Here is a 24,449-nt window from a genome sequence, read left to right as displayed (position 1 = left end):
GGTGCAGTTGTGTCCGTACTGCGGAATCAGGCTGTCACATCTGAGGCATCAGGAGCGGATCGTACTAGGCTCAGAGTCAGCTTTTGCTATCCGAATCACCCACCTTATGGAGGAAGAATGCCCGCACAGATCGGTGTCACCGGCCTGGCCGTCATGGGAGCCAACTTGGCCCGCAACTTGGCCCGCAACGGGTACACGGTGGCCCTGCACAATCGTTCCGCGGCCCGCACTGATGAACTGCTCGCCAAGCACGGATCCGAGGGCGACTTCATCCGGACGGAAACCCTCCAGGAACTCGTAGACTCCCTGGAGAAGCCGCGCCGCGTCCTGATCATGGTCAAGGCCGGCGCACCGGTCGACTCCGTGGTGGACCAGCTGGTTCCGTTGCTCGACGAGGGCGATATCGTCATCGACGCCGGTAACTCGCACTACGAGGACACTCGTCGCCGGGAAGCAGCCCTCGCCGAGAAGGGGCTCCACTTCGTCGGCATCGGCGTCTCCGGCGGCGAGGAAGGCGCGCTCAACGGCCCCTCGATTATGCCTGGTGGGTCCAGGGAATCCTACGACTCCCTCGGCCCGATGTTGGAGAAGATCTCCGCCCACGTCGACGGCGAGCCCTGCTGCGCCTGGATCGGTACCGATGGTGCGGGTCACTTCGTCAAAATGGTGCACAACGGCATCGAATACGCGGATATGCAGGTCATCGGTGAGGCTTACGACCTGCTGCGCAACGGCGCCGGCATCGAACCGGCCGAGCAGGCCGAGATCTTCACCGAATGGAACAAGGGCCAGCTCTCCTCCTTCCTGATCGAGATCACCGCAGAAGTACTGGCCCAGGTCGATGCCGCCACCGGCAAGCCCTTCGTCGATGTCGTGGTGGATGCCGCCGCACAGAAGGGCACCGGCCGCTGGACCGTACAGTCGGCTCTGGATCTCGGCTCCCCGGTCTCCGGCATCGCCGAATCCGTCTTTGCCCGCGGCATCTCATCCCAGGCTGAGCAGCGCAAAGAAGCCCAGAGCCTCCTGGCCGCAGGCACCAGCGAAGTGGTGCTCGGCGAGAACTTCGTGGAGGACGTCCGCAAGGCGCTCTTTGCCTCCAAGCTGGTCAGCTACGCGCAAGGTCTGGACATGCTGACCAGCGCTGCCAAGGAGTACGGCTGGGATCTGAAGCTGGACGAGATCGCCGGGCTCTGGCGGGGTGGCTGCATCATCCGTGCAGAGTTGCTCAAGGACATCACTGCGGCGTACTCCGCGGAGGACAAACCCGCCAACCTGCTCTTCGCGCCGGCCTTCGTCGAAGCGATCGCTGAGGCGCTGCCGGCCTGGCGTCGGGTCGTGGCCACTGCAGTGCAGCTAGGCATCCCGGTGCCGGTGTTCTCCTCCTCGCTGGCCTACTACGACGGTCTGCGTCGCGACCGCCTGCCGGCTGCGCTGATCCAGGGCCTGAGGGACCTCTTCGGAGCGCACACCTACCAGCGTGTTGACCGCCCGGGGACCTTCCACACTCTCTGGGGCGAGGACCGCAGCGAGATCGAGGCAACGGACAGCCACTGACGGCCCGTTTCATCTACTGAACGACGATGGCGCCACCCCGGTCGGGGTGGCGCCATCGTCGTGTTCCGCCCAGGGTGGGTCAGCGCTGGTGATCCGAGCGGGGGCGCTTGAGCGTGAAGCTCTCAAACTCGTCCAGACCACCGCCGAGGCCGGTCACGTTGTAGTAGGTGACCTTCAGGGTGGTGTCCCCGCCCTTCACCCCCGGATCGACCTCGAAGGAGCCGAAGCCGTAGGAGTTCGCGGCATCCCGGACCGCGGACCAGGCCGCTGGCTCATGGACGTACACGGGCGGCCGGTGCCCCGTGCTCGGGTCAGGCTGGCTGGCCACGGAGACGATCACGCGGCACTCCGGCGGTGTGAAGAGCAGCTGATTGGATGGCGCCGAGGTGCCGCCACCGCCCAGGATCATGTGCACCGTGCCCTGGGTGGTGTCGATCTCACGGATGTCCTTGGCTGCCGGGATCGGGGTCAGGACCTGGTTCTTCTCCTGGCCGCGGATCGGGTGGGAGCGCTCGTAGTGGTGCTCGTGGCCGCAGACCACAAGATCGACGCCGTACTTGTCGAAGAGCGGCAGCCATTCCTGGCGGATGCCCAGGTCCGCCCCGTTGAAGTTGTTGGCAGTGCTGATGGCCACCTGATGCATGCACACCACGATCCAGTCGATCCCGGAGTCTGAACGCGCCTGCTTCAGCTCAGTCTCCAGCCACGCCTTCTGTGCTCCCTGGGAATAGCCGTGCACGTAGCTGTTGCCGCCGTCCTGGTACGCGACGTCGTCGTTCGCCAGGGAGATGACGCGCACGGCGCCGATGGTGAAGCTGTACCAGAGCCCGTGCGTGACCTCGTTCTGGCCGGCGGCCCCGGGCACCTGGAAGTACGTCTGGTAGGCCCGGTATCCGATGGGACCATTGCCGAGCTCGTTCTCATGGTTCCCGGCGGATGGCATCCAGGGGCGGTTGCGGGCTGAACGGGAGTTGTTGGTCCAGAAGTCCCACCAGGTGCGGATGCGGTCCGTGGCGATGTTCGCGTAACAGAGGTCGCCGTTGAAGAGGTGGAACATGGGCTGGACGCGCTCCACGCCGCCCGTGGTGTCGCCGGCCGAGGGGGAACCGAGATTGTCGTTGGTCCAGGCGCCACCAGCCTGCTTCTTGCCGAGGGTGGGGGTGCCTTGGTCGCCGAAGCTGGTGAAGGTGACGCGGGCACGGCCGCGCGGGCCGGTGGTGAAAGTGCCAAATTCCGGAGTGGCGCCGGAGTGGACCGCGGCGTACAGGTACCCGGTTTCCGGGTGGAGCCCGCCGAGGGTGGCGTGATGGGTGTAGACCGTGCGGCCGCTCTTGGCGTCCACATAGCTCTTGGTGGTGGCAGGTACGGCGCCGGTGAAGTTGCCGTGGCCATCGCCCAGCAGGACGCGGGCATCCGAGACGGGCTGCAGGGTATGCCAGGAGACAACCATCTCGCTGGAGGCATCCTGGCCGAACTGCAGATGCAGGCCGTCCACCGTGGGAATGGAGAGCGGATTCGTGGCGGGGAGCGAGCCAGGAAGGTCCTTACCGGATCCTTGGGTGTTCGGCGCAGCCACGGCCGGGGTGGCCAGGGCAGTAGAGCCGACGACGGCGGCTAGCCCGGCTCCGAGGAGGAGGAGGCGGCGGGTAACAGGGGAATTTTCGGGGGAGGTGTTCACAGTCACGCCGTCAGCGTGACAAAGCCGCGCCGACGGAGGGCGACCACGGCGTGAACCGCAGGTTTTCCTCCGAAAAACAATCGGTGACAAATCACCGCTGCGCGATGAGGGCGGTTCTGTCTCAGATCCACATGGCGGGATCGACGTATTCCGCCGGATCGACCGCCGGTGCGCTTTCCCTGGCAGCATCACGATGCCGCCAGGTAGCCGGGATGCCGGTGATGATCGATTCCCGGGGAGCGTCCTTGACCACCACGGCATTGGCACCTACGGCGCTGTCCGCGCCGATGGTGATCGGGCCCAGGACCTTCGCACCGGCACCGACGGTGACCCGGTCGCCCAGGGTGGGGTGCCGTTTGACCTTGGCCAGCGAGCGGCCGCCCAGGGTCACGCCCTGATAGAGCATCACGTCATCGCCGATCTCCGCAGTTTCCCCGATCACCACACCCATACCGTGATCGATGAAGAACCGACGGCCGATGGTGGCACCGGGATGAATCTCGATGCCGGTCAGCCACCGGGTCAGCTGCGACAGCGCCCGCGCCGGAAAGCGGAGCGAGGGGTTCTGCCACATGCGATGCGTGAGTCGATGCACCCAGATGGCGTGCAGCCCCGAGTAGATGAAGAAATTTTCCGCAGTGCCGCGAGCGGCCGGATCGTGTGATCCGGCCGCTCGGAGATCTTCCTGGAGCCTGGCGAGGAAGGCCATGGACCTCTTTCGATAGGAATGGTGGTACGGAATCAGCCGCGGATATCGTCGTACAGAACGGTGGAGATGTAGCGCTCACCAAAATCGGGGACGATGGCCACGATCAGCTTCCCGGCGTTCTCAGGTCGCTTGGCGAGTTCCAGGGCACCCCAGACGGCTGCGCCAGCGGAGATGCCGCCCAGAATGCCTTCCTGCACACCCAGAGCTCGGGAGGTGGCTACCGAATCCTCGATGGTGGCGTCCAAAACCTCGTCGTAGACTTCGCGGTCCAGAACCTCAGGGATGAAGTTGGCCCCCAGCCCCTGGATCTTGTGCGGACCGGGTGCACCGCCATTGAGGATCGCAGAATCCTTGGGCTCCACAGCAACCACCTGCAAACCGGGCTTGCGCTCCTTGAGTAGCTGGCCGGCACCGGTGATCGTTCCGCCCGTACCCACACCGGCAACAAAGATGTCGATCTGGCCCTCGGTGTCTTCCCAGATCTCCTCGCCCGTGGTGGCACGGTGGATGGCCGGGTTAGCCGCGTTGGCAAACTGCTGCGCCCAGATCGCGTTCTCGGTGTTGGCCACAATCTCCTGTGCCTTCTCCACCGCACCGCGCATGCCCTCGGATCCGGGGGTCAGCACGATCTCGGCACCGTAGGCGCGCAGCATGACGCGGCGCTCGGTGGACATCGTCTCCGGCATGGTGAGAATGACCTTATAGCCACGGGCCGCACCGACCATCGCCAGGGCGATGCCGGTGTTTCCGGAGGTGCCCTCGACGATCGTCCCGCCAGGGGTCAGTGCGCCGGAGGCCTCGGCGGCGTCAATGATAGCCCGTCCGATGCGGTCCTTGACGCTGTTCGCCGGGTTGTAGAACTCCAGCTTCACGGCGACCGTGGCATCAAGACCCTCTGTCAGGCGGTTGAGCCTGACCAGGGGAGTGCGGCCGATGAGCTCGGTGACGTCGTTATAGATCGGTGCCATGGTGTTCCTGTTCCTGGTGCAACATCGGCGTGGTCCTGGACCAGGCCGAACGGGCGGTCGGCAAATTCCACCCCAGCCTAATGGTCAGCATCCCAGCCCCTTAAGCCACGAGCCATGAGGAGTAATATTTACGCACTTTGGCGAGCTTGGGATTGATGATCACCTGGCAGTAGCCCTGCTCCGGGTGCTTTGTATAGAAGTCCTGGTGGAAGTCTTCTGCCTCATGGAAGACGCCCAGCGGCGCGATCTCGGTGACGATCGGTTGAGGCCACCATTCCTGGGCGCGTACCAGCGCGTCCTCAAACAGAGCCCGCTGGGCTGCACCACGGAAGAACATCGCGGAACGGTATTGCGTACCGACGTCATAGCCCTGGCGGTTCAGCGTGGTGGGATCGTGGGAGGCGAAGAAGAGATCCAGGATGACCTCTGCCGGAATGACCTGCTCGTCGAATTCCACCAGCACTGCCTCGGCATGTCCGGTGAACCCGCCGCATACCGATTCGTAATCAGGATGCTCGGTGTGTCCACCGGTGTAGCCGCTCACCACCCGGTGTACTCCGCGGGTTTTACGGTAGATGGCGTCCAAACACCAGAAGCAGCCTCCGGCCAGCACAAAAGTCATCACAGTTCAGTCAAGCATTTCCAGTGCCCGGAGATTCCCGCACGTGCCTGTCGGTCAGCTGTGTTGGCCCGGCGAAGCCCGGCACGTCGCCTACGCTCAGGAAGCGACTGCATAGGATGGAGGAATGGAGAATACCGACGCCGAGATCCAGGACGGCACGGAGACCGGTGCCGATGAGGTCCTTGTGCCGAAGTCCGCCACCCCCGTGCTGGCCGAGGTGATGCTGGCCGTGGAGGAGCTCTGGCCGGCATCGCTCGCTGAGGACTGGGACGCTGTGGGGCTCGTGGTGGGACGCCCCCGCGCGGAGGTCTCCAAAATTCTCTTCGCCGTGGACCCCACCGCCGATGTCGTCGCGGAGGGCCTGGACTGGGGTGCGGATCTGATCATCGCGCACCACCCCCTGCTGCTGCACGGGGTGAACTCCGTTGCAGCCACAACAGCCAAGGGAAAAGTGGTGCACGAGCTGATTGAGAACGGCTGTGCCCTGATGACGGTGCACACGAACGGCGACAGCGCGGTGGGTGGAGTGTCCGACGTGCTGGCGGATGTGCTGGGCCTCGAAGAGGTGGTACCACTGCAGGCGGCCCGTCACGGCCTGCCCGAGGAGGGCGTGGGCCGGGTGGGTCTGCTGCCCTCGGCGATGACTCTGGGCGATCTGGCGGCGGCACTGTTCGGCGTGCTGCCCGCGGTGGCTGGAGGATTGCGGGTGGCGGGCGACCGGCAGGCGCTGGTGCGCCGGATAGCAGTGTGCGGCGGGGCCGGGGATTCGCTGTTCAGCGCCGTCCGGGCTCAGGGAGCGGATGTGTACATTACCGCGGATCTGCGGCATCACCCCGCCTCGGAGGCCCGCGACGGCTCCGTGGATGGGCGTCCCTATCTGATGGACCTTTCCCACTTCGCCTCGGAATGGCTGTGGTTGCCGGCTGCGGCCAAAGCCCTGGGCAATGTGCTTCAGGATCAGGGCTTTGAGGTGGAGCTACGGGTGAGTCAGGTCAATACCGACCCGTGGGACTTCATCCTGACCCCGGGCTTCGACCAGGAATAGGCGCAGTCACTCGTAGCAGCGGTGCAGGGCATAGGCTGTTCCCTACGGTGGCTGCAGGATGCGAGTCAGCCACCGCAGCGACCCCGATGTAGGAGGCACGATGGCCAAGGCGGCACCCGCAGATCAGCTCAGGTTATTGGAGCTGCAGGCTTTTGACAGTGCGCTCAAACACACCTCCACGGAGGCAGCCCGCTGGCGGGCCGATGCTGAGCTTGCTCAGCTCCGGGCAGTGGCCGATGCCGCCAAAGCAGAGCGCGATGCCGCCAAGGCCGGAGAAGAACAGGCGCAGAGGGCCGTGCAGACCGCTGAGGCGGAGGTGGCCCAGATCAGCGCGAAAATCGATCGGGATGAGGGCAGACTCGCTGCGGGTGGGCTCTCCAAGGATCTGATGGCCCTGCAGGCGGAGGTGGCTTCCCTCTCTGCGCGGCGTAGCGGCGTCGAAGACCGGGAACTGGAAGCCATGGAGGCGCTCGAGGAGGCCCAGGGAGTGCTGGCCCGGGCGGAGGGAGCCTTTGCAGATGCGGTAACAGTGTATCGAGCTCGCCGGGGCTTGGTGGAAGCTGAGCTCCAGGCTCTCCGGGAACAGGCCGAACAGAGCCAGGCGCAACGGATCGCCTTTGCAGCCACGCTGCCCGCCGAGCTGCTCTCGATCTACGAGAAGACCCTGGAACGGCGTGGCGTCGGTGCGGCACGGCTGTTCCACGGCACCTCCGAAGGTTCCGGTATGCGCCTCAGCGCCGGGGACCTGGCGGATATCACCAAGGCCGCTGAGGACGACATCGTGTTCTGCCCGGATTCGGGCTGCATTCTGGTCCGATCGGCGGAATGGTCCTGAGCCCGGCGGACGCCGGCATTCTTCACCACCTCGAGATCTGGGTGGAGGATCTGGACCGTGCTGCTCTGAGCTGGGGCTGGTTGTTGGGCGAACTGGGTTTTATCCCGGAGACGCCCTGGGGTGATCCACCGCGTGGGGTGATCTGGCGCCATCCTGAGTTCTACCTTGTACTGGAGGCCAGCCCAACAGTCACCGGCGGGCATGATCGCCTGCGCGCGGGGCTGAATCATCTGGCATTCTCCGTGGCCGGGACCGCCGAGGTCGACCGGCTGGCCCGGCAGGCACCGGATCACGGCTGGATGCTGATGTTCACCGAAAGCCATCCTCATGCAGGTGGTCCGGATCATTATGCGGCCTACCTGGAAAACGCAGACGGCTTTGAAGTCGAGCTGGTAGCCCGGAACGGCTAAGCACCGCTCGGTCTATGCGCCGGGTGCCTCCAGCACCAGATGGAGTGCCTGCGGGTGACGGGCGGTGCCTTCCACCAGCTCAGCCTGCCAGCGTTCCCCGGCAATCCGGAGCAGATCTGCGGCTGTGGCCGGTGCCTTCCCCCGGCGGCTGAGCAGATGCCGGACGAACTCCCCGCGGGTGTGCTTGGCGAAATGCGAGACCACGGTGCGCTTCCCGGCAGACTCCTGAAAGACCTTGATCTCCACGGTGCGTTCCGGACGGGAGTGCCAGGCGGCTGAATAGGCGCTGGAACGGCAATCGATGACCAGCTCGTCAGCGGCGCGCTGGGCCAGGGGAGCGGCGAGCCGTGGCTTCCAGAAGCTGGACAGTCGACCCAGACCCGGAAGCGCGGTGGACATCGACAGGCGATAGGCCGGAATGCGGTCGTTCAGAGCGACCGCGCCCCAGAGGCCGGAGATCACCAGAATGGATGCTGCCGCACGGGCCCGCTGTACTGGAGTCAGCGTGGAGTACCCCAAGGCGTCATAGAGTACGCCATTGTAGATCTGATGGGCGGGAGCGCTTGCGTCCTCCAACAGCCGCAGATTGCGGGCAACCTCATGCCCCAGGGAAGGTCCGACGCCCAGAACGCTGAGCGCTTCGGGATGCGCGGATGCTGTGCTGAGAGCTTCGAGCACCCGATGGCGGTCTGCGGACAATTCCGGGAAGGAGAGCGCCGCCAGATCGAGGGCTTCACCCTGTGCAGGCGCGGCCTTGCCTTCCGATGGAGGGAGGAGAATCAGCACCCATCGAGTGTAGCCGGGTCACCGCGACTGGCCGGTAGGATGGACGATTGGATGGGACAGTCAGGCGACCGCGCGTCACGGAAGTGGCTCGAGGAACGTCCGGGCTCCGCACAGCAGGGTGGTGGGTAACGCCCACTCGGGGTGACCCGCAGGCCAGTGCCACAGAAAACAGACCGCCTCGGTTCGTATGCGTGCCGGGGTAAGGGTGAAAAGGCGGTGTAAGAGACCACCGCTTTCCGGGTGACCGGAAAGGCATGGTAAACCCCACCTGGAGCAAGGCCAGACAGGGCATGATTGAGGGCTGCTCGCCCGAGTGCCCGGGTAGGCCGCTGGAGGGCGTCGGCAACGGCGTTCGTAGATGGATGGTCGCCACCGCGTTGAGGCAACAAGGCGCGGCACAGAACCCGGCGTATCGACTGTCCCATCCCTCGACCCGCCGGAGACCCACCCGGAAACTGCGGTGAGTTATCCACATCCGCCCGCTGCGGGGCGGCATCGACCGTTTTTCGTCGGTCCCGACCCCTAGGCTGAAGCAATGGCGATTTCCTGGCTCCGACGCTCGGCGATTGGACTGTCGGCACTGAGGCTTCAGGCCCTGGTGCGAGGCCGCAGGCGCACTGCGGTGACCGTGAGCGCCCTGGCTGTAGTGCTGGGCCTGGTGATCGGCTGGGCGGTCACCGCTCCTCAGGCAGCTGCCTGGCACGATGCCGCCAGCGCACCCGTGACTCGCAGCCCCGCTTCGGGAGCGCGACCCGGCCCGGTGTACCGGATTGAACCCACGACGGCGGTGGCTCTCCTGGCCACCCTTCCCATCAAGGGCAGGGCACCGAAAACCGGGTACGCGCGGGAGGCCTTCGGCCTGGCCTGGACCGATGTGGATGGCAACGGCTGTGACACCCGCAATGACGTTCTGCGGCGGGACCTGAAGAACGTGACACTCGTGACAGGATCGCTCTGTCTGGTCGCCGCCGGAACGCTGGACGATCCGTATACCGGTAACAGCATCGACTTTCAGCGCGGCGCAAACTCCTCGGCCGCCGTACAGATCGATCATGTGGTCGCGCTGGGCGATGCCTGGCAGAAGGGCGCCCAGCAACTGAGCCTGGACCAGCGCCTGGCCCTGGCCAACGACCCACTGAATCTGATGGCCGTAGACGGGCCGAGCAATCAGAAGAAGTCCGACGGCGACGCCGCAACCTGGCTGCCGCCCGAGCATTCCTTCCGCTGTGCGTATGTGGCGCGTCAGATTTCGGTCAAAGCGGCCTACGGACTCTGGATCACGACGGCCGAACATGATGCCATGGCCTCCATCCTGCGCTCCTGCCCGGGGCAGAGCTCGCTCAGCTCGGGGTTGTGAGCCGTGAGACCATCATCCAGGCGCTAGAAGCGATCCAGCTCCAGATATCCGCGACCGACCTGCCACTGGCCACCGGCCTCGATCCGCTCCAGAACCGTCCGCTGCAGGGACGTCTCCCGGGGCGCCAGGGCCAGATCGGCGGCATCGCGCGTGCGGAAAGTGAAGTACACGGCATCGCCCGGGGTGTCCTCCAGCCCGCCCCAGAGCGTGAACAGCCGGGCAAAACGCGTGATGTTGGACCGTTCGCCCAGCCGATCGGCAAGGTACGGGTCCAGTAGCCAGGAGGTGCAGGTGGCGAAGCGCACCGGCAACGCGGGAAAATGCTCTGCGAAGAACGTGCCTGCCTGCCGGAAAGAATCGGCCACAGCCTCCACGCTGAGCGGCCCGGATTCCGGGATGTGAGTTTCCAGCACCGCTTCGCCGGGCCGGATCCCGGGCAGATCCTCCGGCCCGGGGCAGATCTGGAATTGCAGTCGGCCAAGTTGAAGCAGCGTTCCGGTGGCCTGATGGCCCAGCCACTTCCAGGTCTCCAGCGAGAACTCGCCCTTCACCACACGGGAGACCGCCAGCTGACGCCCGATGTCGGCGAGGCTCTCGTGCGCCACCTGTTCGGGGATGCCTTGGGAGGCATACCACTGGAGTTGTTCCGGAATGAAGGCCATCAGGGCCCAGAGCCATTGGTGATCGCTCGCCACGCCCTCGGGCAACACCGGTGCACCCACGACGCCCAGCCGGGACTGAAGTTCCGCCAGGGCGCGCCTGGCCTCGGCGGAGGGCTCGCCCAGAAGCAGGGCAGCGACCTCCGTCCGGTCCTTGGGCTGGATTCCGGCTACGGTAAGCAGCAGGTCAACATCGGCGGGGTTGAGGCCGGCGGAAGGCTCGTTCATGTTCAGAAACCGAAGGGATCGGGATCGGTTCCGGGAAGCCAGCTCAGCCCGGGAACACCCCAGCCACGGTCCTTGGCGACACGGCGTGCCTTACGGGCGTATCGCTCCACCAGGCGATCCACGTAGAGCTTCCCATCCAGATGGTCATACTCATGCTGCATGCACCGGGCAAACCAGCCGGTGGCCTCAAACTGCACCGGTGCGCCGTACTGGTCAAAGCCACTGACCCGCACCCATTCGGCGCGCTTGAGCGGAAAGTGCTCGCTGGGAACCGAGAGGCAGCCCTCAGCCTCGTCGTCCGGATCCGGCATCTTGCCGGAGACCTTGCCGAGGGTCAGCGTGGGGTTGACCAGCACGCCGTGGTCGGGGACGTCATCGTCGTTTTCCATGGCATAGACAAAGACCCGCAGGCCCACACCGATCTGCGGTGCGGCCAGACCGGCGCCGTTCGCGGCGCGGTTGGTCTCCTCCATATCGGCCACCAGGGTGCGCAGGTCATCGTCAAAGGCGGTGACTTCAGCGGCACGCCGGTGCAGCACGGGCTCGCCGAGAATCACGATCGGGTGAATGGTCATCAGGCGCGCCCTCCCCGGTTGCTGCGGCCGGTGCCGCCCGCGATGCGGCTGAGTTCACTGCCGATGACGGAGCGCATGATCTCGCTCGTGCCGCCGAAGATGCTCAGCAGCCGGGCGCCCAGGAATGCCTGGGCCACCGGATATTCAAGAATGTAGCCATAGCCGCCGTGGAGCTGCAGGCAACGATCGGTCACGGTCTTGACCCGCTCGCTGGCGAAGAGTTTGACCTTGGCCGCATCCTGGGCGTCCAGTTCGCCACGGTTGAAGGCATGAACAGCCTGATCGACATAGGCTTCGGTGGCTTCGATCTCGGTCAGCAGATCCGCCAGAACAAACTGGGTGTTCTGGAAATCGACGACGCGCTCACCGAAGGCATTGCGTTCTCCCACATAGCGCAACGTGTGGGTATAGGTGGCGCGGGCGACGGCGGAACTCGCCACCGCGATTGCCAGCCGACCCTGCGGAAGCTGAGCGGCGCAGTATTCCAGCCCACGCCCCACTTCACCGACCAGCTGCGCACTGGGGACGCGGACCTGGTCGAAGAACAGTTCCACGGTGTCAGAGGCGCGCAGGCCCATTTTGTCGAGCTGGCGGCCGACCGAGTAGCCGCTGGTCTTTTCGACGAAAAACAGCGAGAAGGAGTCGTGCTTGCCGCGGCCGGTTCCGCCGTCGGTGCGCGCCAGCACCAGGGCGGCATCGCCGCTGAGACCATTGCCGATGAACGTCTTCTGCCCGGAGATCAGCCAGTCGTCACCGTCCCGGATGGCCTTGGTCCGGATGCCGCGCAGGTCTGAACCGGCCCCGGGCTCGGTCATCGCGATGGAGGTGATCAGCTCTCCGCTGACCATGCCGGGAAGAACCCGCGCCTTGAGGTCTTCGGAAGCGTATGCCAGTAGATGGGGCAGCACCATATCGTCGTGCAGATGGAAGGCCAGGGCCACACCCAGATGGTTCCGGGCGGCAAACTCTTCGTCCATGACGGTGCGGAAGCGGTAATCGGCCATGCCCGCGCCGCCAAACTCTTCGGGAACCGTCAGACCCAGGAGACCCTGCTCGCCCGCCGCCGTCCAGAGCGTGCGGTCCATCAGGTGATCGGCGTCCCACTGGGCGTAGTGGGGGGCTACTTCACGAGCATCGAACTCCTGGACCACCTCGCGGAACAGATCGTGGTCCTCGTCGAAGAATGAGCGCTTCATGAATGCGTGGTCTCCAGGGTCAGATGCAAAGGGCAACGGGTGAGTCAGAGCAGCCGGGTGTCACCAGGCAGCCAACACCACCGTAATACACCTGTGAGGCCGCACCGGATCTCTCCGGTACGGCCTCACAGGTGACTTGGGGTCCCTGCGTAGTACGTTCGCAAACCTTACCCCGCGCACGAAGACCCTGGTCACACGCTGGAAGCGGGGTGTCTACAGGGTGTCTCAGCGCCCGGAAACCGCCTCGATGGAGGACTCTCGGGGCACTGTGGTGCGGAGGATTGAACATCTTCAGACCTTTCTCACCGCCGCTGAGGTCGACCGCCTCGTTGACGACTACCTCGACGGCGCGACAGTCAGCGAGCTGGCAGAAAGGTACGGCGTGCATCGCGCCACCGTGTCGGCACACCTCACGCGGCGCCGCGTCGGGCGTCGTCGCCCGGGCCTCGGAGTAGACGAAGCGGCCGAGGCCGTGCGTCTCCACCTCGGCGGTGTCTCGATGCGGGCGATCGCGCAAAGCATGGGTGTGGATCGCAAGATCGTTCGGCGAGCCTTGGTCGAGGCGTCGGCGATCTCTGAGTAGGGCGCATACTGCCTGCGCACGGAGCACTTACTCCATCTGCCGGAACCAGTCGCGCACCGAGAGACGCAGGCGGACCACTTCGTCCTCCGCCAGCAGCGTGCAGTGCGCGATCGGACCGCGAAGCGTGTTCAGATTGGCCATGATCCGAGTGACCGCCTTCTCGCTCTTGAAGAGCGCGCCGAAGACGTCCCAGTTGTTCGTGATGATCTGCCCCAGTTCGCCGAAGGTGGAGAAGTCGAGCGGGTCTTCCGAACGAAGTGTGACTCCGGTGTCTTCTTCCTTTTTCAGACGGTTCTCACAATCCTCCTTGATCCTTGGTGGGACCCGGTTGGGGTCGTTCCACCAACCTGTTCCGTCGGCGGCCTCCAGCGAGTCGGCGACGAGAGTCCGGATCGTCCGCTCCAGCGAGTAGAACACCTCGTAGTGCGGTGCCATCGCCTTCGCCTCGGCGCGAAAGACATGCTCGATCTGAGGGTAGTAGTCTGCAGCCTCGCCTGTGCTCGTGTTCCGCCGCCGGCCGAGGTCGAGCGTTAGGTCTTGCTCGATCGCATCAAGGTCTTCCTCCATGAGTTGCGCTGTCATGAAGAAGACCTTCAGCCCGTCGTCCGTGGCCATCAGAGCAGATGCTCTTTAAGGCTCTTGAAGATCGCGTTGAAGACTGCGATGTCCGTCGTTGCCGGAAGGTTGAGATGAATCGTGTATCCGAGGCGAATGTTGTTGCCCTGCTCGTTCCCGATGTTGCCGTTTCCGCCCTTCCCACTTAGGTCCTCCCCCTCATCGCCACTCTCCTGATCAAGGTCGGCATTCGGCTCGGCGCTAAAGTCGGCAAACGCCTTCAGTGTCTTGAAGGAGCCAACCATAGCTGGGATCAGCTTGGACCCCTCTTCAAGTCCGGTGACCTGCACAATGAGGCCCTTGAGATCCTTGTCGCTTGCGTCGTGGACGTACTCATTGGCGACATAGAGGTCCGAGTAGGCGTTGCGGAGGCCCTGCGCCGCTGCAGCGCCCCGAAGCGACGAGTTCCGGAACCGCTTGTAGAGCTCGGTCGGGGTGCCATCCGACGTGAGGAAGCCGGCTCGCTTCAGGTACGGGATGACCGGCCGCGCCCCGCCCCCGGGCATGTCAAGCGTGGTCGCCAGGAAATCTTGCGTGAACCTGGGAGGCACCGCGGCCTGCGTGATCTTGTCGAGCGCCTTCTTGAGGTTGCCGTAGGCCTGAAGGTAGGGGACCTTACTGCTCGCATCGTCGGCCATCGTCGATCCTCTTTCTGCTTGCATGCGTGGGATGATTATATGCTGTCAGAAGGTGTCGCCGCCCGCCACGAGTTTGCGCCCGGTGGCCACGAAAAAACCCGGCCCCAGAGGGGCCGGGTGGTATGACTCAAGTGTAGCAGCATGAGGTCAAGCCCCAGAACGTGGTGTAGCCGTTGGTGATCCTTCTGCTTTTGGTTTCGGTTAGGCGCTGAGTTCGAGGATGTCGGTGTTCGCCTCGCTCCCGGTGTCGGCGACGAGGGTGAGGCGGGACTTGGCGAGGATCTCGAGGCCGAGGTAGCGGCGGCCTTCGACCCATTCGTCTGTCTGCTCGGCCAGGACCGCGCCGACGAGTCGGATGATCGCATCCCGGTTCGGGAAGATGCCCACGGAGTCGGTGCGGCGGCGGATCTCGCGGTTGAGGCGCTCGTTCGGATTGTTTGACCAGATCTGCTGCCAGAGCCCGTCAGGGAACCCGGTGAACGCGAGGATGTCCGCCCGTGCGGTGTCGAGGTGCTCGTGCGCGTCGGGGAGTTTTCCGTCGACGTAGTCCAGGAGCCGGTCGAATTGGGCGTTCAGGGCGGCCTTGTCGGGCTGGTCGTAGACGGAGTGCAGCATCGCTTTCACCGTCGGCCACATTGCCTTTGGGGTGACGGACATTAGGTTCGCGGCGTAGTGGGTTCTGCATCTTTGCCAGACCGTGCCGGGCAGGTTCGCGGCGATCGCTTCCACGAGCCCGGCGTGCGCGTCGCTGGTGACCAGGCGGACCCCACCCAGGCCGCGGGCGACGAGGTCGGCGAAGAAGCTGTTCCACGCCGCCCCGGTCTCGCTGGTCGCCACGCGGAGGCCGAGGACTTCGCGGTGCCCGTCGGCGTTGACGCCGGTCGCGACGAGCACGACGGCGTTGATGACGCGGCCGCCCTCGCGGACCTTCATGGTCAGCGCGTCGGCGGCGACGAACGTGAACGGGCCAGCCTCGCCCAGCGGGCGGTGCCGGAATTGGTCGACGTGCTCGTCGAGGTCCGCGGCCATCCGCGACACCTGCGACTTCGACAGGGAGTGGATATCGAGGGTCTTGACCAGCTTGTCCATCCGACGGGTGCCCACCCCGGCGAGGTAGCAGTCCGCGACGACCGTGATCAAGGCGGTCTCGGCGCGTTTGCGGCGCTCCAGCAACCACTCCGGGAAGTAGGTGCCCTGCCGGAGCTTCGGGATCGCGACGTCGATTGTCTCGACCCGCGTATCGAGCTCGCGGTGCCGGTAGCCGTTGAGCTGTGAGGTGCGGTCGGGGCTGGGCTTGCCCCATTCTGCGCCGACCACCGCGTTCGCGTCGGCGGACAGCAGCGCGTTGATCGTGGTCTGCAGCAGGCTACGCATCAGATCCGGCGACGCGTCGGTCAGGGCTTCAGCGAGCACGCTCGCAGGGTCGACAATATGAAGTGCGGTCATCGTGGGCTACACCACGTTACGGGGCGCTACTCAGCATGACGGCTCCAGTCACCACTCTTGTGGCTTGATGACGCGTGGGCCGATGGTCGGCGGAAGTTGGTGTGCGTACCAGTCGGAGGGCTGCAGCTGGTACCACCAGTGGTTGCCCACGCCGTCGGTGTGCTCGCCGGCGAGCTTGCCTGCGCGGTAGCCCTTGGTGGGATTGACGAGGCCGATTGGCACACGGCCTCTCGCGAAGGCGATGGGGTAGGCCAGGTCGCTGTCGTTGGAGATCACCACGGCAGCGTCTACGGCTTCGGTAAGCACATCGATGAGCAGGTGTGAGGCGACGTTGACGTCGGAGCCCTTCTCCTCCCGGCGAGCAATGGAGGCCATGAACCGAGCATCGGGAACGTCTTGCTCGGCTCCGTCCTGGACCATCAGCGGCCACTGAGGACGGCTGATGACCGGTTTGCCGTTCCGGCCAGCGGTCGCGAGCGGCGCCGTGGCCACCCTGGCGACGTAGTTGCCGTAGCTGATCTGAGTGACGGAGCCGGAGCGTTCCAGCGCGCGGAGGTATACATCCTGTTCGCGCTGGCCGACGGGGTTGCTGGCTCCGCTTACCCGCGCGGTGCAGTAAGTGATCGTCTCGATGATCGGGTCTTGCCAGCGGGAGTGTGCGGCGATCAGGTCAGATGCAAGCGCCTTCAGATCGAGCCAACGCCACCCCGGGGTCGATCGGCCGCACAGGCCGCGACCGCCGTAGTACAGGTTGTACCCGTCGATGTAGACGCCGACTCTCATGGCTCAAATGCTAGCTAGAGGGTCTGACATTCACTGGGCTCGAGGGGCAGGCAGTGCGCTGGAAGAATGGGGTGATGAACGATGGAGCGGATGATCCAACGGCAGCGGTTGATCTCGCAAGAGTCAGAAAGCCGCTGCAGGACCTCGCTCATCCTTCACCCGCCCTTGTGCAGATGGTCGAGCTTTCGCAACACGATCCGGAGTCCGGGGACCTCTTGATCCTGGGGGAGCATGAGCGCCATCGCGCGGGTGGAAGCAAGCAACGAGTTGGCGATGAGGGGCCGGCGCGGCCCGTCCGGAGTGACGATCTGCGAGGTGCGCGTCCGATGCGTTCGCTTCCGCCGCTGGTGGCCGACTACGCAAACAGTCTGACTCAAGTGCAGATCGCGAAGAAGTACGGACTCCACGTTCAGACCGTTCGAAGGCGACTCATCGAGGCCGGTATCGACACCCGCGCCCGCCTTCGCGTGTTGGCCGACGAGGACCTACGGGCAGTTCGCGCAGCCAAAGGCGAGGGAGCCAGCTTCCGAGAGATCGCTCGCGAGCTTGGGGTTGCGCATACGACGGTCATCCGGTCAATGGCACGTTGTGACGACGTATCAGAATCACCATTGCGCACCACGCAGACGCGATCACGGACCTCTCCAGCCCCGGTTCGGCAACGGATGAGTCAGAGCAGCCGGGTGTCACCAGGCAGCCAACACCACCGTAATACACCTGTGAGGCCGTACCGGATCTCTCCGGTACGGCCTCACAGGTGACTTGGGGTGAGATACGGGGGTCGAACCCGCGACCTCCTGGACCACAACCAGGCGCTCTGCCAACTGAGCTAATCCCACCAAGTGCGTTTTGCAGCGTCCACCACTATACCGTGTCGCGAGGGGTGTTGCGCACACGGTGGCGTTGACGGTGTGTTTCACCGTTCAACGCGGTGGGTTGCACGCCCCTCAGACCGACTGATTCTCGGCTGGCCGTCCATGACTGGCGGAGGCGCCGTCAATCTGCTGGGCGATGGCCCGGGAGCGTTCCGAATCCGGGCCCGGGGCGGGGACGAACACCGCTTCACGGTAGTAGCGCAGCTCGTTGATGGAGTCCCGGATATCACCGAGCGCCCGGTGGCCGCCATGTTTTGCGGGCGCCTGAAAATAAGCGCGGGGATACCAACGGCGGGCCAGCTCCTTCACCGTGGAGACGTCGATGACGCGGTAATGCAAATGGTCGATGACGCGCGGCATGTCCCGGGCCAGGAAGGTCTTGTCGGTGCCGATCGAGTTGCCGCCCAGCAGCGCCTTGCCAGCCTCCGGCACATAACGGCTCAGGTAGTCGAGGACCTGCTGTTCGGCATCGGCCATCTCCAGGCCAGCCGGCAACTCGTCCAGCAGCTTGGAGGTGGTGTGCATCGTGCGCACAAAATCGTTCATCTGCGCCAGTGCCTCCTCAGACGGCTTGATCACCAGGTCCAGGCCGGGATCAAGGATGTTCAGCTCGCCATCGGTGATCAGCACGGCTACCTCGATCAAGGCGTCCGCGGTCAGGTCCAGGCCGGTCATTTCGCAGTCGATCCAGACGATGCGCTCAGTTGAAATACTCACCGGTCCAACTTATCCCGGCGCAGTGGTCCAGACCACGTCAACCCCTCGGTGCATTTCGATTGGGTATCGATGCGGGTCTGCAACGCACGGTCTCCCGAGCTACAGAGGCCCGACCACGGTAAAATAAACGGGTTGCGCTGCGTGCGGACTCCTGACTGTGCTGCGCTGAGAATCATTGAGAACTACCCTGAAGGACAGTCCATGAGCAACAGCACCGCCACACCGCTGGGTGGCCCCGCTGCATGGCTCAAATCGCTCTGGACCGTCCCTCCGCCAGACGGCATCAACTCCACGCCACACTGGGCGATCTGGCAGGGCTTTGTCGGCTCGCTGATGATGATGGTCGGATCCTGGGGGACAGGCTGGCTTGCCCCCTCCTCGCCACTGCAGAGGAACCCACTGTTCATTGCGCTGCGCGCCGAAGGCTGGGGGGTCACTGTGTCCACTCTGCTGCTCGCCTTCGGTGCCATGCTGCTGATCCGGTCCTGGCTGCGACTGGGGCAGCGCCTGAGGTACTGGGGACGCGGCACCATCAAGCCAGTCGTCATCGCGCTGGCTGCCTGGAGCGCCCCGCTGTTCTTCACCGTCCCGATCTATTCACGGGACGTGTACGCCTATAACGGCCAGGGCAGGCTGGTCAATGAGGGGCTCAACCCCTATCAGGATGGTATTTCCACACTGACCAACTGGCTGAGTATGGGCGTGGACCCCACTTGGGCGACTACCCGGACACCCTACGGGCCGTACTTTCTCTGGCTGGAGAAATGGGTCGTGGAGCTCACGGGGGCACAGCCGGATGCCTCGGTTCTGCTCTTCCGTGTGCTTTCACTGGCCGGTCTGGCCATGTGCGCCTATTACGCGTACCGCCTGGCTGGACTGCACCATGTGGACGGCGCCCGCACCGTCTGGCTGGCGGTGGCCAATCCACTGGCCATCATCAGCTTTGTGGCGAGCGCCCATAACGACTCGTTGATGATCGGCTTCGCGTTGGCGGGGGTGTACTACGCGGCGCGAGGCGGCTGGCTCGCTGGCATCATCCTGGTCACCATCTCGATCGGCATCAAGCCCATCACCGTTCTGGTGCTGCCCTTCATCGGTCTGCTGTGGGCAGGCCCGCATGCCAGCTGGTGGCGGAAAATCTTCTGTTGGGCCGTCACCGGTCTGGGCTCGCTGGCGTTGTTGTTGATCAGCGGCCTGCCCTATCACCTGGGGATGGGCTGGATGAATGCCATCCTGGATCCCACTCCGGGGTTCATCGCGTACACGCCGTCGGGTTTTGTCAGCAATATCATCGCCTCGGTGACCTCGGCTGTCGGCCTGGACGGTGGGAGTATCGCAGAGCTGTTCCGCAAGGTCCTCAAGTGGATCGGGGTAGCGATCGCGGCCTATCTGATGGTCCGTGGCGATGACCGCAAGGTGATCCGGCGGCTCGCTCTCGCCTTCGCTGCTGTCGTGTTGCTGGGGCCGATCATCCAACCGTGGTACGTGCTGTGGTTCATTCCGTTCCTGGCGGCGACCGGCATCCGCAATGACTGGCAGACCAAGCTCTGGTACGTCGTCGTGGTCTTCTTTGTGATCTTCGGAGCCCAGGACCAGCTCTTTGTCGCCCAGTTCGTGGACACGCCCATCCAGCCAGCCACGATGGCGGCGGTGGTGACGCTGGCCTTCCTGGCCTACCTGCTGGTGATCGACCCGAAGACCAGACGTCTCCTGATCCATTTCCAGACCCCTGCCGCCGAGCGCAAGCGGGTCAGCCTGTTGCCTCACCGTACCCGGTAATCACTCTCCTGCGAGAGCGTCAGAGCGGGTTGAGACGTTGCCTGAGCAGGCAGAACTCATTGCCCTCGGGATCGGCGAGAACATGCCACTGCTCCTGCCCGTTCTGCCCGATGTCGGCCGGGCGGGCGCCGAGCACCAGAAGCCGTTCAAGTTCGGCCTCCTGGTCACGGTCCGTGGCATTCAGATCGATATGCAGGCGGGACTTCCCGGGTTCCGGCTCGTCCCTGCGGCTGAGAATGATGGTCGGTTGCGGCCCGCCGAAGCCTTCTCGGGGACCGATTTCCACGCACTCGTCGCCTTCGCGATCCAGCACGACGTAGTCCAGTACTTCACACCAGAAGCGGGCCAGCAGCTCAGGATCCCGGCAGCCAAGAACGAGTTCACTGAGACGGCATGCCATGAACGCACTCGCTTTCGGTGATCGACGGGCTTTCGGTCATGGACACGGGCGGAACGCCGGAGGTGACTCCCGGCAGGAGGCTAAGCCTGGCGGTTCTCCAGCGCAGGCTGGGCGTTCTGCGGGCGGCCCAACATGACCAGTCGCTTCACCGCCCAGACGAAGAGCACCACCAGCAGCACGTTCCGGATGGTCAGCACCAGCGCCATCGTCGGGTCGTTGTGGCTCAGCGCGTCATAGAACATGGGGTACACCAGGAAGGTGGCCACTGCGACGCCGAGCACCAGCAGAGCCGGGAAGCGCCAGGCCTTCCAATTCTGCGCCAGTCCCAGCGCCACCACCGGGCCCAGCCAGACCATGAACTGCGGCGAACCGACTTTGTTGAAGACGATGAACGCCGCCACCATGGTCAGCGAACCCGCCAGCAACAGCTCGGCGCGGTCCACCTCGCCATGGCGCTTCTTCGCCTGATGCAGGGCCCAGAAAATCAGGAGCGCGACGACGACGGCGACCACCACGAAGAGCGGCTGCATGAGCGCGGCCGCAGTGGAGCTGCCCGGTCCGTCGACCTGCATCGAGTTGATCTCCGTGTTCATGTACATGCGGGCATCGCCCAGATGCAGAACAGACATCCACAGCCAGGGTGTGGTGAAAGTCGCCTCCAGCTGCATGCCACGGGAGCCCTGAGTGGTCAGAAAGTTCAGCAGCCGGGGCGCGACGCCCATCGCCAGTGCCACCACGAGCACGCCGGCGCAGACAGCCACCGTGCCGACGATGACCTTCCAGCGATCCTTGACGACGGCGAAGAGCGGCAGCAGCACCGCAGCGGGCCAGATTTTCATCCAGGTGGCGAAGGCCAGGATCACCGATGCGATCAGCGGGCTGGCCACGCCCATGCTCAGGCCGATCAGAACGATCGGTGCGCTCACGCCATCGACCCGGGCAAAGCCGAGGCAGCCCATGATCGCCAGGAAGCCCAGCCACCACCAGCCGGCCCGGATGCCCGGCAGGCTCTTACCCCACCGGCTGAGCACGCCGAGCGCCGCTCCGTTCAACAGCGAAGTCAGGATCACCCAGACGGCCAGGAAGGGGCCCGGGCCGAGCAGGCCGGAGATCCAGATCGGCAGCAGCCCAGCGATGGGGTAGACCCACGGCGAGGGCTGAAGGGTGTCCGGGAAGCCAGCGGCCGCCCAGTCGCGGTAGATATTGGTGTCGCTGAAGGCCTGACCCTGGAAGACGAAAATCATCATGAAGGCCAGATAACCCAGATGGACCACCAGATACCCGGTCAGAAGCCCCCGGGAGGAGAGCAGCCAGGCGCTTCCGCGGGGGGTGAAGATCGCATCGCGGACGCGAGTGGCGAGGCTGAAGAGTCTCTCCGTCACGGTGAATCGCTCCTAGGGCAGGGGGTCCGGGAGTGGAACAGTGGACGCGTCCCCGGGCACGATGACGCCGGGGGACGCGAGCACCTCAGTCTAGCCGGTCACGGCCTGCGTGCCCGGCAGCTCCGATGATAAAATCGTGCCTACTTCATCGTCCCTTGGTCGGTGCTGCCCAGGATCGGTGGACTGTGTTGTCTACGTCTGCAATGGTTCCTGGCGGCCCTGACCCGCAGAGGAGGCCCCACCATGGCGCGTTGGCCCGCTATGCGTCTGGCCTTGCGCCCCGGCTTTGGCGGTTCTGCCTCGGGAAGCGCCGCGGCGGCGCCTCGGCATCCCGTGCGCGTGGCTACCTCTGCTGAACCCGCCCGCCGGTTCCGGGATGCGCCGGGGCAGGCCTCCGTCGCGATCTGGCAGGGTTTCGCTGGCTCCGTGTTGATGATGCTCGGCGGCCTCGGTGTGGGCTGGATGGCGCCACGCTCACCTCTGCTCCGCTTGCCGCTTTTTGCCGAGCTCCGTACCAACCCGGTCCTGGCGGTGTTGTGCACCGTGGCGCTCGCCCTGGGCGGGCTGCTCCTGGTCAGGGCCTGGTTGAGGTTCGGCCAAAGGGTGGGACATTGGGAACTGGTGCACCGGCGGCTGCTCTATAAGGTGATCGCCCTGTGGTCTGTGCCGTTGATGTTCACCATGCCGCTCTTCAGTCGGGACGTCTATTCCTATATTGGCCAGGGACGCCTGATGGTGGCAGGACTGGATCCGTACACGGACGGGATCTCCAGCCTGAGCAACTGGTTCGATCAGGGGCCGGACCAGCTCTGGGCTGAAGCGCCCACCCCCTATGGGCCATTGTTTCTCTGGATTGAACAGGCCGTGGTGTGGGTCAGCGGCGGCAGCCTGGACATCGCGGTGTTCCTGTTCCGCGTGGTCGCGGCTGCGGGGGTGGTGCTGTGCGCTTTCTACCTGGCTAAACTTGCCGATCGACTGGGATTCGACCCATCGCGCACCCTGTGGCTCGTGGTGGCGAATCCGCTCTTTGTGATCAATTTTGTGGCCAGTGTGCACAATGACGGGCTGATGCTGGGCTTCGTGGTGGCTGGTATCTATGCGGTGCTGACCAAGCGGCCGATCCTGGCGATTCTGCTGGTGACCGCCTCCGTCGCGGTCAAACCGATCACCCTGATCGCACTGCCGTTCGTGGCCCTGCTGTGGGCCGGCCCGAGCGCCGGGTGGGGCAGGAGGATTTACTGCTGGATCGTCGTCGGCGGTGGCTCGATGGCGCTTCTTGCCCTGGCCGGCTGGGTCAACGGGCTGTGGTTCGGCTGGGTGGGTGCGCTGTCGACGCCGGGCGCGGTCTGGATCTGGTATGCGCCCTTTGGGCTGCTGGCTGCGACAGTCGGATTCGCGGTGGACCTCTTCGGTGGGCAGGGCACCGTGGCCACCACGGTGGTGCAAACCATCGGCAAAGTGCTGGGTGTGCTCATTGCACTCTGGCTGATTCTGCGCGGGCGCCCGGACCGAATCCTGATGCGGATGGCCCTGGCTTTTACCGCGGTGGTGATGACGGCGCCGATGATCCAGCCCTGGTACGTGATCTGGCTGATGGTGTTCTTTGTTCTGGCCGGAGTGGATGAGGACTGGCACGTCAAGGTCTTCTACCTGCTGACCGTGTTCTTCACCGTGATTGCGCTGACGGACCAGCTCAATGTGTCCCAGTACAGCGTGCCGGTGTTGGTGGTGCGGATCGCCGCCATCGTCCTGAGCGTGGCCTTCTCCGCCTACATCATGTTCTGGGACCGCAAAACCAAGGTTCTGTTCAACTGGCCGTTGCCGTGGAGGCGCAGAGGTTCGCTACAGTATTAACGGCGCAGTGAACCGCTCAGGTTCAGCCTGCGTCATGCCTCGGTAGCTCAGCGGATAGAGCAGGAGCCTTCTAATCTCTTGGTCGCGGGTTCGATTCCCGCCTGGGGCACTCGATAGACTCCCGACCTGCGGAGACGCCAGGTCGGGAGAGTTCGCTTCCTCCGGAAACCGTACGGGGGACGTTTACGGGAACCTTTCACACGGTCATGCCCCCGCCCGTCTTCGCGCACTATCATGGGCAGCGACACTGCTGATCGGGAGGGCATATGATCGTCGACTTCGAGAAGGTCTCCACTGCGGGGCTCGAATCATCTCCGGTGGCGGAGGCGCTCGCCGGGCTGCGTGCCAACGAGGCCCGCCATTTCAAAAACAAGTACGATCACGTTTTCACCGTCAGTCCTGCCAGCGAAGCGCCCGAGGTCCTCGACTGGGTGAGCCGGATCCTCCACGATGAGCGCGACATCGTGATCGAATCGCGTCCGCTCGAAGTCACCGGCTTTGAAGTCGAGGGCATCCGGATGGCCTACGTGTTCTACGAGTCCGGACTCTCGATCAACGTGATGTACACCATCGATGATGGGCAGAAGCGCGCCGTGGGTTTCAAACTCGCTGAGGGCATGGACGTGCCGGAGGAACTGGCTTCACGGTTCAAGTTCGCCCGTCAGAAGTCGAAACTGGCTGGTGTGATCCGCGGCTCCTACTTCGTCATCAAGGGCGAATACTGAGTCTGCGGACTATGCACGCCTGGTCAGCCG

General features: G+C 64.6%; 24 protein-coding genes, 2 tRNA genes and 1 other RNA gene. 11 read left to right on the top strand and 16 right to left on the bottom strand.

The features are described from left to right. Positions 1–117: 117 nt before the first annotated feature. A complete protein-coding gene (gene gndA, locus QQM37_RS03445; protein WP_285725025.1) occupies positions 118–1,554 on the top strand; it encodes an NADP-dependent phosphogluconate dehydrogenase in 1,437 nt (478 codons plus the stop codon). A gap of 79 nt (positions 1,555–1,633) precedes the next feature. On the opposite strand, the gene QQM37_RS03440 is transcribed toward gndA, so the two are convergent. From QQM37_RS03440 to msrA, 4 genes are all read right to left on the bottom strand, one after another. Continuing rightward, positions 1,634–3,238 (bottom strand): purple acid phosphatase family protein, encoded by a 1,605-nt coding sequence (locus QQM37_RS03440; protein WP_285725022.1) that lies wholly within the window; start codon positions 3,236–3,238, stop codon positions 1,634–1,636. A 115-nt stretch (positions 3,239–3,353) separates the two neighbouring features. Then, on the bottom strand, positions 3,354–3,941 hold the full coding sequence (epsC, locus tag QQM37_RS03435) for a serine O-acetyltransferase EpsC (protein ID WP_285725020.1): 588 nt from the start codon (positions 3,939–3,941) through the stop codon (positions 3,354–3,356). Between the two features lie 32 nt (positions 3,942–3,973). Next, positions 3,974–4,909 (bottom strand): cysteine synthase A, encoded by a 936-nt coding sequence (cysK, locus tag QQM37_RS03430; protein WP_285725018.1) that lies wholly within the window; start codon positions 4,907–4,909, stop codon positions 3,974–3,976. Positions 4,910–5,009: 100 nt separating this feature from the next. Next, positions 5,010–5,534 carry a peptide-methionine (S)-S-oxide reductase MsrA gene (gene msrA / locus QQM37_RS03425; protein ID WP_285725016.1) on the bottom strand — a complete coding sequence of 175 codons (525 nt, stop codon included), beginning with the start codon at positions 5,532–5,534 and terminating at the stop codon, positions 5,010–5,012. A gap of 121 nt (positions 5,535–5,655) precedes the next feature. Between msrA and QQM37_RS03420 the strand changes: the two genes are divergently transcribed. The 3 genes from QQM37_RS03420 (at position 5,656) to QQM37_RS03410 (ending at position 7,821) form a co-directional block, all read left to right on the top strand. Next, entirely contained in the window at positions 5,656–6,576 is a 921-nt protein-coding gene (locus tag QQM37_RS03420; protein WP_285725014.1) for a Nif3-like dinuclear metal center hexameric protein, read from the top strand. A 100-nt stretch (positions 6,577–6,676) separates the two neighbouring features. Beyond that, positions 6,677–7,411 (top strand): zinc ribbon domain-containing protein, encoded by a 735-nt coding sequence (locus QQM37_RS03415; RefSeq protein ID WP_285725012.1) that lies wholly within the window; start codon positions 6,677–6,679, stop codon positions 7,409–7,411. Next, positions 7,402–7,821 carry a VOC family protein gene (locus QQM37_RS03410; protein ID WP_285725010.1) on the top strand — a complete coding sequence of 140 codons (420 nt, stop codon included), beginning with the start codon at positions 7,402–7,404 and terminating at the stop codon, positions 7,819–7,821. The genes QQM37_RS03415 and QQM37_RS03410 overlap by 10 nt, the downstream gene beginning before the upstream one ends. A 12-nt stretch (positions 7,822–7,833) precedes the next feature. On the opposite strand, the gene QQM37_RS03405 is transcribed toward QQM37_RS03410, so the two are convergent. Continuing rightward, positions 7,834–8,607 carry a YaaA family protein gene (locus tag QQM37_RS03405; protein WP_285725008.1) on the bottom strand — a complete coding sequence of 258 codons (774 nt, stop codon included), beginning with the start codon at positions 8,605–8,607 and terminating at the stop codon, positions 7,834–7,836. A 52-nt stretch (positions 8,608–8,659) separates the two neighbouring features. Here QQM37_RS03405 and rnpB point away from each other — a divergent pair. Together rnpB and QQM37_RS03395 are read left to right on the top strand one after the other, a co-directional pair. Then, positions 8,660–9,035, top strand: an RNA gene (gene rnpB, locus QQM37_RS03400) — RNase P RNA component class A. Positions 9,036–9,142: 107 nt separating this feature from the next. After that, the gene (locus QQM37_RS03395; RefSeq protein ID WP_285725005.1) at positions 9,143–9,964 is read left to right on the top strand and encodes an HNH endonuclease family protein; all 822 of its coding nucleotides are present in this window, start codon (positions 9,143–9,145) and stop codon (positions 9,962–9,964) included. 23 nt (positions 9,965–9,987) lie between these two features. Here the strand turns inward: QQM37_RS03395 and QQM37_RS03390 are convergent, their stop codons facing one another. Genes QQM37_RS03390 through QQM37_RS03380 form a run of 3 tightly spaced genes read right to left on the bottom strand, consistent with a single transcriptional unit; the run spans position 9,988 to position 12,622 of the window. Then, a complete protein-coding gene (locus tag QQM37_RS03390; RefSeq protein ID WP_285725003.1) occupies positions 9,988–10,851 on the bottom strand; it encodes an acyltransferase domain-containing protein in 864 nt (287 codons plus the stop codon). A gap of 2 nt (positions 10,852–10,853) precedes the next feature. Continuing rightward, entirely contained in the window at positions 10,854–11,426 is a 573-nt protein-coding gene (def, locus tag QQM37_RS03385) for a peptide deformylase (RefSeq protein WP_285725001.1), read from the bottom strand. Then, on the bottom strand, positions 11,426–12,622 hold the full coding sequence (locus QQM37_RS03380) for an acyl-CoA dehydrogenase family protein (RefSeq protein WP_285724999.1): 1,197 nt from the start codon (positions 12,620–12,622) through the stop codon (positions 11,426–11,428). The genes def and QQM37_RS03380 overlap by 1 nt, the downstream gene beginning before the upstream one ends. Before the next feature lie 268 nt (positions 12,623–12,890). On the opposite strand from QQM37_RS03380, the gene QQM37_RS03375 reads away from it, so the two are divergent. Continuing rightward, a complete protein-coding gene (locus tag QQM37_RS03375; protein ID WP_285724997.1) occupies positions 12,891–13,205 on the top strand; it encodes a helix-turn-helix domain-containing protein in 315 nt (104 codons plus the stop codon). A gap of 27 nt (positions 13,206–13,232) precedes the next feature. Here the strand turns inward: QQM37_RS03375 and QQM37_RS03370 are convergent, their stop codons facing one another. The 6 genes from QQM37_RS03370 to orn form a co-directional block, all read right to left on the bottom strand. Continuing rightward, positions 13,233–13,820 (bottom strand): Swt1 family HEPN domain-containing protein, encoded by a 588-nt coding sequence (locus tag QQM37_RS03370; RefSeq protein ID WP_285724995.1) that lies wholly within the window; start codon positions 13,818–13,820, stop codon positions 13,233–13,235. After that, positions 13,820–14,458, bottom strand: a complete 639-nt coding sequence (locus QQM37_RS03365; protein WP_285724993.1) for a DUF5343 domain-containing protein — start codon at positions 14,456–14,458, stop codon at positions 13,820–13,822. Before QQM37_RS03365 ends, QQM37_RS03370 begins: the two co-directional genes overlap by 1 nt. Before the next feature lie 201 nt (positions 14,459–14,659). Continuing rightward, positions 14,660–15,904 (bottom strand): IS256 family transposase, encoded by a 1,245-nt coding sequence (locus QQM37_RS03360; protein WP_285724991.1) that lies wholly within the window; start codon positions 15,902–15,904, stop codon positions 14,660–14,662. Positions 15,905–15,952: 48 nt separating this feature from the next. Beyond that, on the bottom strand, positions 15,953–16,687 hold the full coding sequence (locus QQM37_RS03355) for an NYN domain-containing protein (RefSeq protein ID WP_285724989.1): 735 nt from the start codon (positions 16,685–16,687) through the stop codon (positions 15,953–15,955). 763 nt (positions 16,688–17,450) lie between these two features. Next, positions 17,451–17,526: transfer RNA gene (locus QQM37_RS03350), tRNA-His, on the bottom strand. 108 nt (positions 17,527–17,634) lie between these two features. Beyond that, positions 17,635–18,279 carry an oligoribonuclease gene (gene orn / locus QQM37_RS03345; RefSeq protein ID WP_285724987.1) on the bottom strand — a complete coding sequence of 215 codons (645 nt, stop codon included), beginning with the start codon at positions 18,277–18,279 and terminating at the stop codon, positions 17,635–17,637. 201 nt (positions 18,280–18,480) lie between these two features. Between orn and mptB (QQM37_RS03340) the strand changes: the two genes are divergently transcribed. Then, positions 18,481–20,058 (top strand): polyprenol phosphomannose-dependent alpha 1,6 mannosyltransferase MptB, encoded by a 1,578-nt coding sequence (mptB, locus tag QQM37_RS03340; RefSeq protein ID WP_285724985.1) that lies wholly within the window; start codon positions 18,481–18,483, stop codon positions 20,056–20,058. A 19-nt stretch (positions 20,059–20,077) separates the two neighbouring features. Here the strand turns inward: mptB (QQM37_RS03340) and QQM37_RS03335 are convergent, their stop codons facing one another. Both QQM37_RS03335 and QQM37_RS03330 read right to left on the bottom strand, forming a co-directional pair. Next, positions 20,078–20,458: a VOC family protein gene (locus QQM37_RS03335; protein WP_285724983.1), complete on the bottom strand. Its 381-nt coding sequence runs from the start codon at positions 20,456–20,458 to the stop codon at positions 20,078–20,080. A gap of 80 nt (positions 20,459–20,538) precedes the next feature. After that, positions 20,539–21,840, bottom strand: coding sequence for a glycosyltransferase family 87 protein (locus QQM37_RS03330; RefSeq protein WP_285724981.1), 1,302 nt, complete (start codon positions 21,838–21,840; stop codon positions 20,539–20,541). A gap of 243 nt (positions 21,841–22,083) precedes the next feature. Between QQM37_RS03330 and mptB (QQM37_RS03325) the strand changes: the two genes are divergently transcribed. From mptB (QQM37_RS03325) to QQM37_RS03315, 3 genes are all read left to right on the top strand, one after another. Next, positions 22,084–23,694, top strand: a complete 1,611-nt coding sequence (gene mptB, locus QQM37_RS03325) for a polyprenol phosphomannose-dependent alpha 1,6 mannosyltransferase MptB (protein WP_285724979.1) — start codon at positions 22,084–22,086, stop codon at positions 23,692–23,694. 36 nt (positions 23,695–23,730) lie between these two features. Then, positions 23,731–23,803, top strand: a tRNA-Arg gene (locus tag QQM37_RS03320). A 157-nt stretch (positions 23,804–23,960) separates the two neighbouring features. After that, positions 23,961–24,419, top strand: coding sequence for a phage tail protein (locus QQM37_RS03315; protein WP_285724977.1), 459 nt, complete (start codon positions 23,961–23,963; stop codon positions 24,417–24,419). The last annotated feature ends 30 nt before the right edge of the window (positions 24,420–24,449 follow it).

It is taken from the genome of Psychromicrobium xiongbiense (assembly GCF_030271165.1).
In the GTDB taxonomy this organism is placed as follows: domain Bacteria; phylum Actinomycetota; class Actinomycetes; order Actinomycetales; family Micrococcaceae; genus Renibacterium; species Renibacterium xiongbiense.
Note: the sequence above shows the minus strand (reverse complement) of the source record. Positions and strands in the feature narration are given on the sequence as shown.

Coding starts and splice junctions, on each gene's coding strand:
- gndA (WP_285725025.1), top strand. CDS start 118: ATGCCCGCACAGATCGGTGTCACCGGCCTGGCCGTCATGGGAGCCAAC.
- epsC (WP_285725020.1), bottom strand. CDS start 3,941: ATGGCCTTCCTCGCCAGGCTCCAGGAAGATCTCCGAGCGGCCGGATCA.
- cysK (WP_285725018.1), bottom strand. CDS start 4,909: ATGGCACCGATCTATAACGACGTCACCGAGCTCATCGGCCGCACTCCC.
- QQM37_RS03420 (WP_285725014.1), top strand. CDS start 5,656: ATGGAGAATACCGACGCCGAGATCCAGGACGGCACGGAGACCGGTGCC.
- QQM37_RS03415 (WP_285725012.1), top strand. CDS start 6,677: ATGGCCAAGGCGGCACCCGCAGATCAGCTCAGGTTATTGGAGCTGCAG.
- QQM37_RS03410 (WP_285725010.1), top strand. CDS start 7,402: ATGGTCCTGAGCCCGGCGGACGCCGGCATTCTTCACCACCTCGAGATC.
- QQM37_RS03395 (WP_285725005.1), top strand. CDS start 9,143: ATGGCGATTTCCTGGCTCCGACGCTCGGCGATTGGACTGTCGGCACTG.
- QQM37_RS03390 (WP_285725003.1), bottom strand. CDS start 10,851: ATGAACGAGCCTTCCGCCGGCCTCAACCCCGCCGATGTTGACCTGCTG.
- def (WP_285725001.1), bottom strand. CDS start 11,426: ATGACCATTCACCCGATCGTGATTCTCGGCGAGCCCGTGCTGCACCGG.
- QQM37_RS03380 (WP_285724999.1), bottom strand. CDS start 12,622: ATGAAGCGCTCATTCTTCGACGAGGACCACGATCTGTTCCGCGAGGTG.
- QQM37_RS03370 (WP_285724995.1), bottom strand. CDS start 13,820: ATGGCCACGGACGACGGGCTGAAGGTCTTCTTCATGACAGCGCAACTC.
- QQM37_RS03365 (WP_285724993.1), bottom strand. CDS start 14,458: ATGGCCGACGATGCGAGCAGTAAGGTCCCCTACCTTCAGGCCTACGGC.
- QQM37_RS03360 (WP_285724991.1), bottom strand. CDS start 15,904: ATGACCGCACTTCATATTGTCGACCCTGCGAGCGTGCTCGCTGAAGCC.
- QQM37_RS03355 (WP_285724989.1), bottom strand. CDS start 16,687: ATGAGAGTCGGCGTCTACATCGACGGGTACAACCTGTACTACGGCGGT.
- mptB (WP_285724985.1), top strand. CDS start 18,481: ATGAGCAACAGCACCGCCACACCGCTGGGTGGCCCCGCTGCATGGCTC.
- QQM37_RS03335 (WP_285724983.1), bottom strand. CDS start 20,458: ATGGCATGCCGTCTCAGTGAACTCGTTCTTGGCTGCCGGGATCCTGAG.
- mptB (WP_285724979.1), top strand. CDS start 22,084: ATGGCGCGTTGGCCCGCTATGCGTCTGGCCTTGCGCCCCGGCTTTGGC.
- QQM37_RS03315 (WP_285724977.1), top strand. CDS start 23,961: ATGATCGTCGACTTCGAGAAGGTCTCCACTGCGGGGCTCGAATCATCT.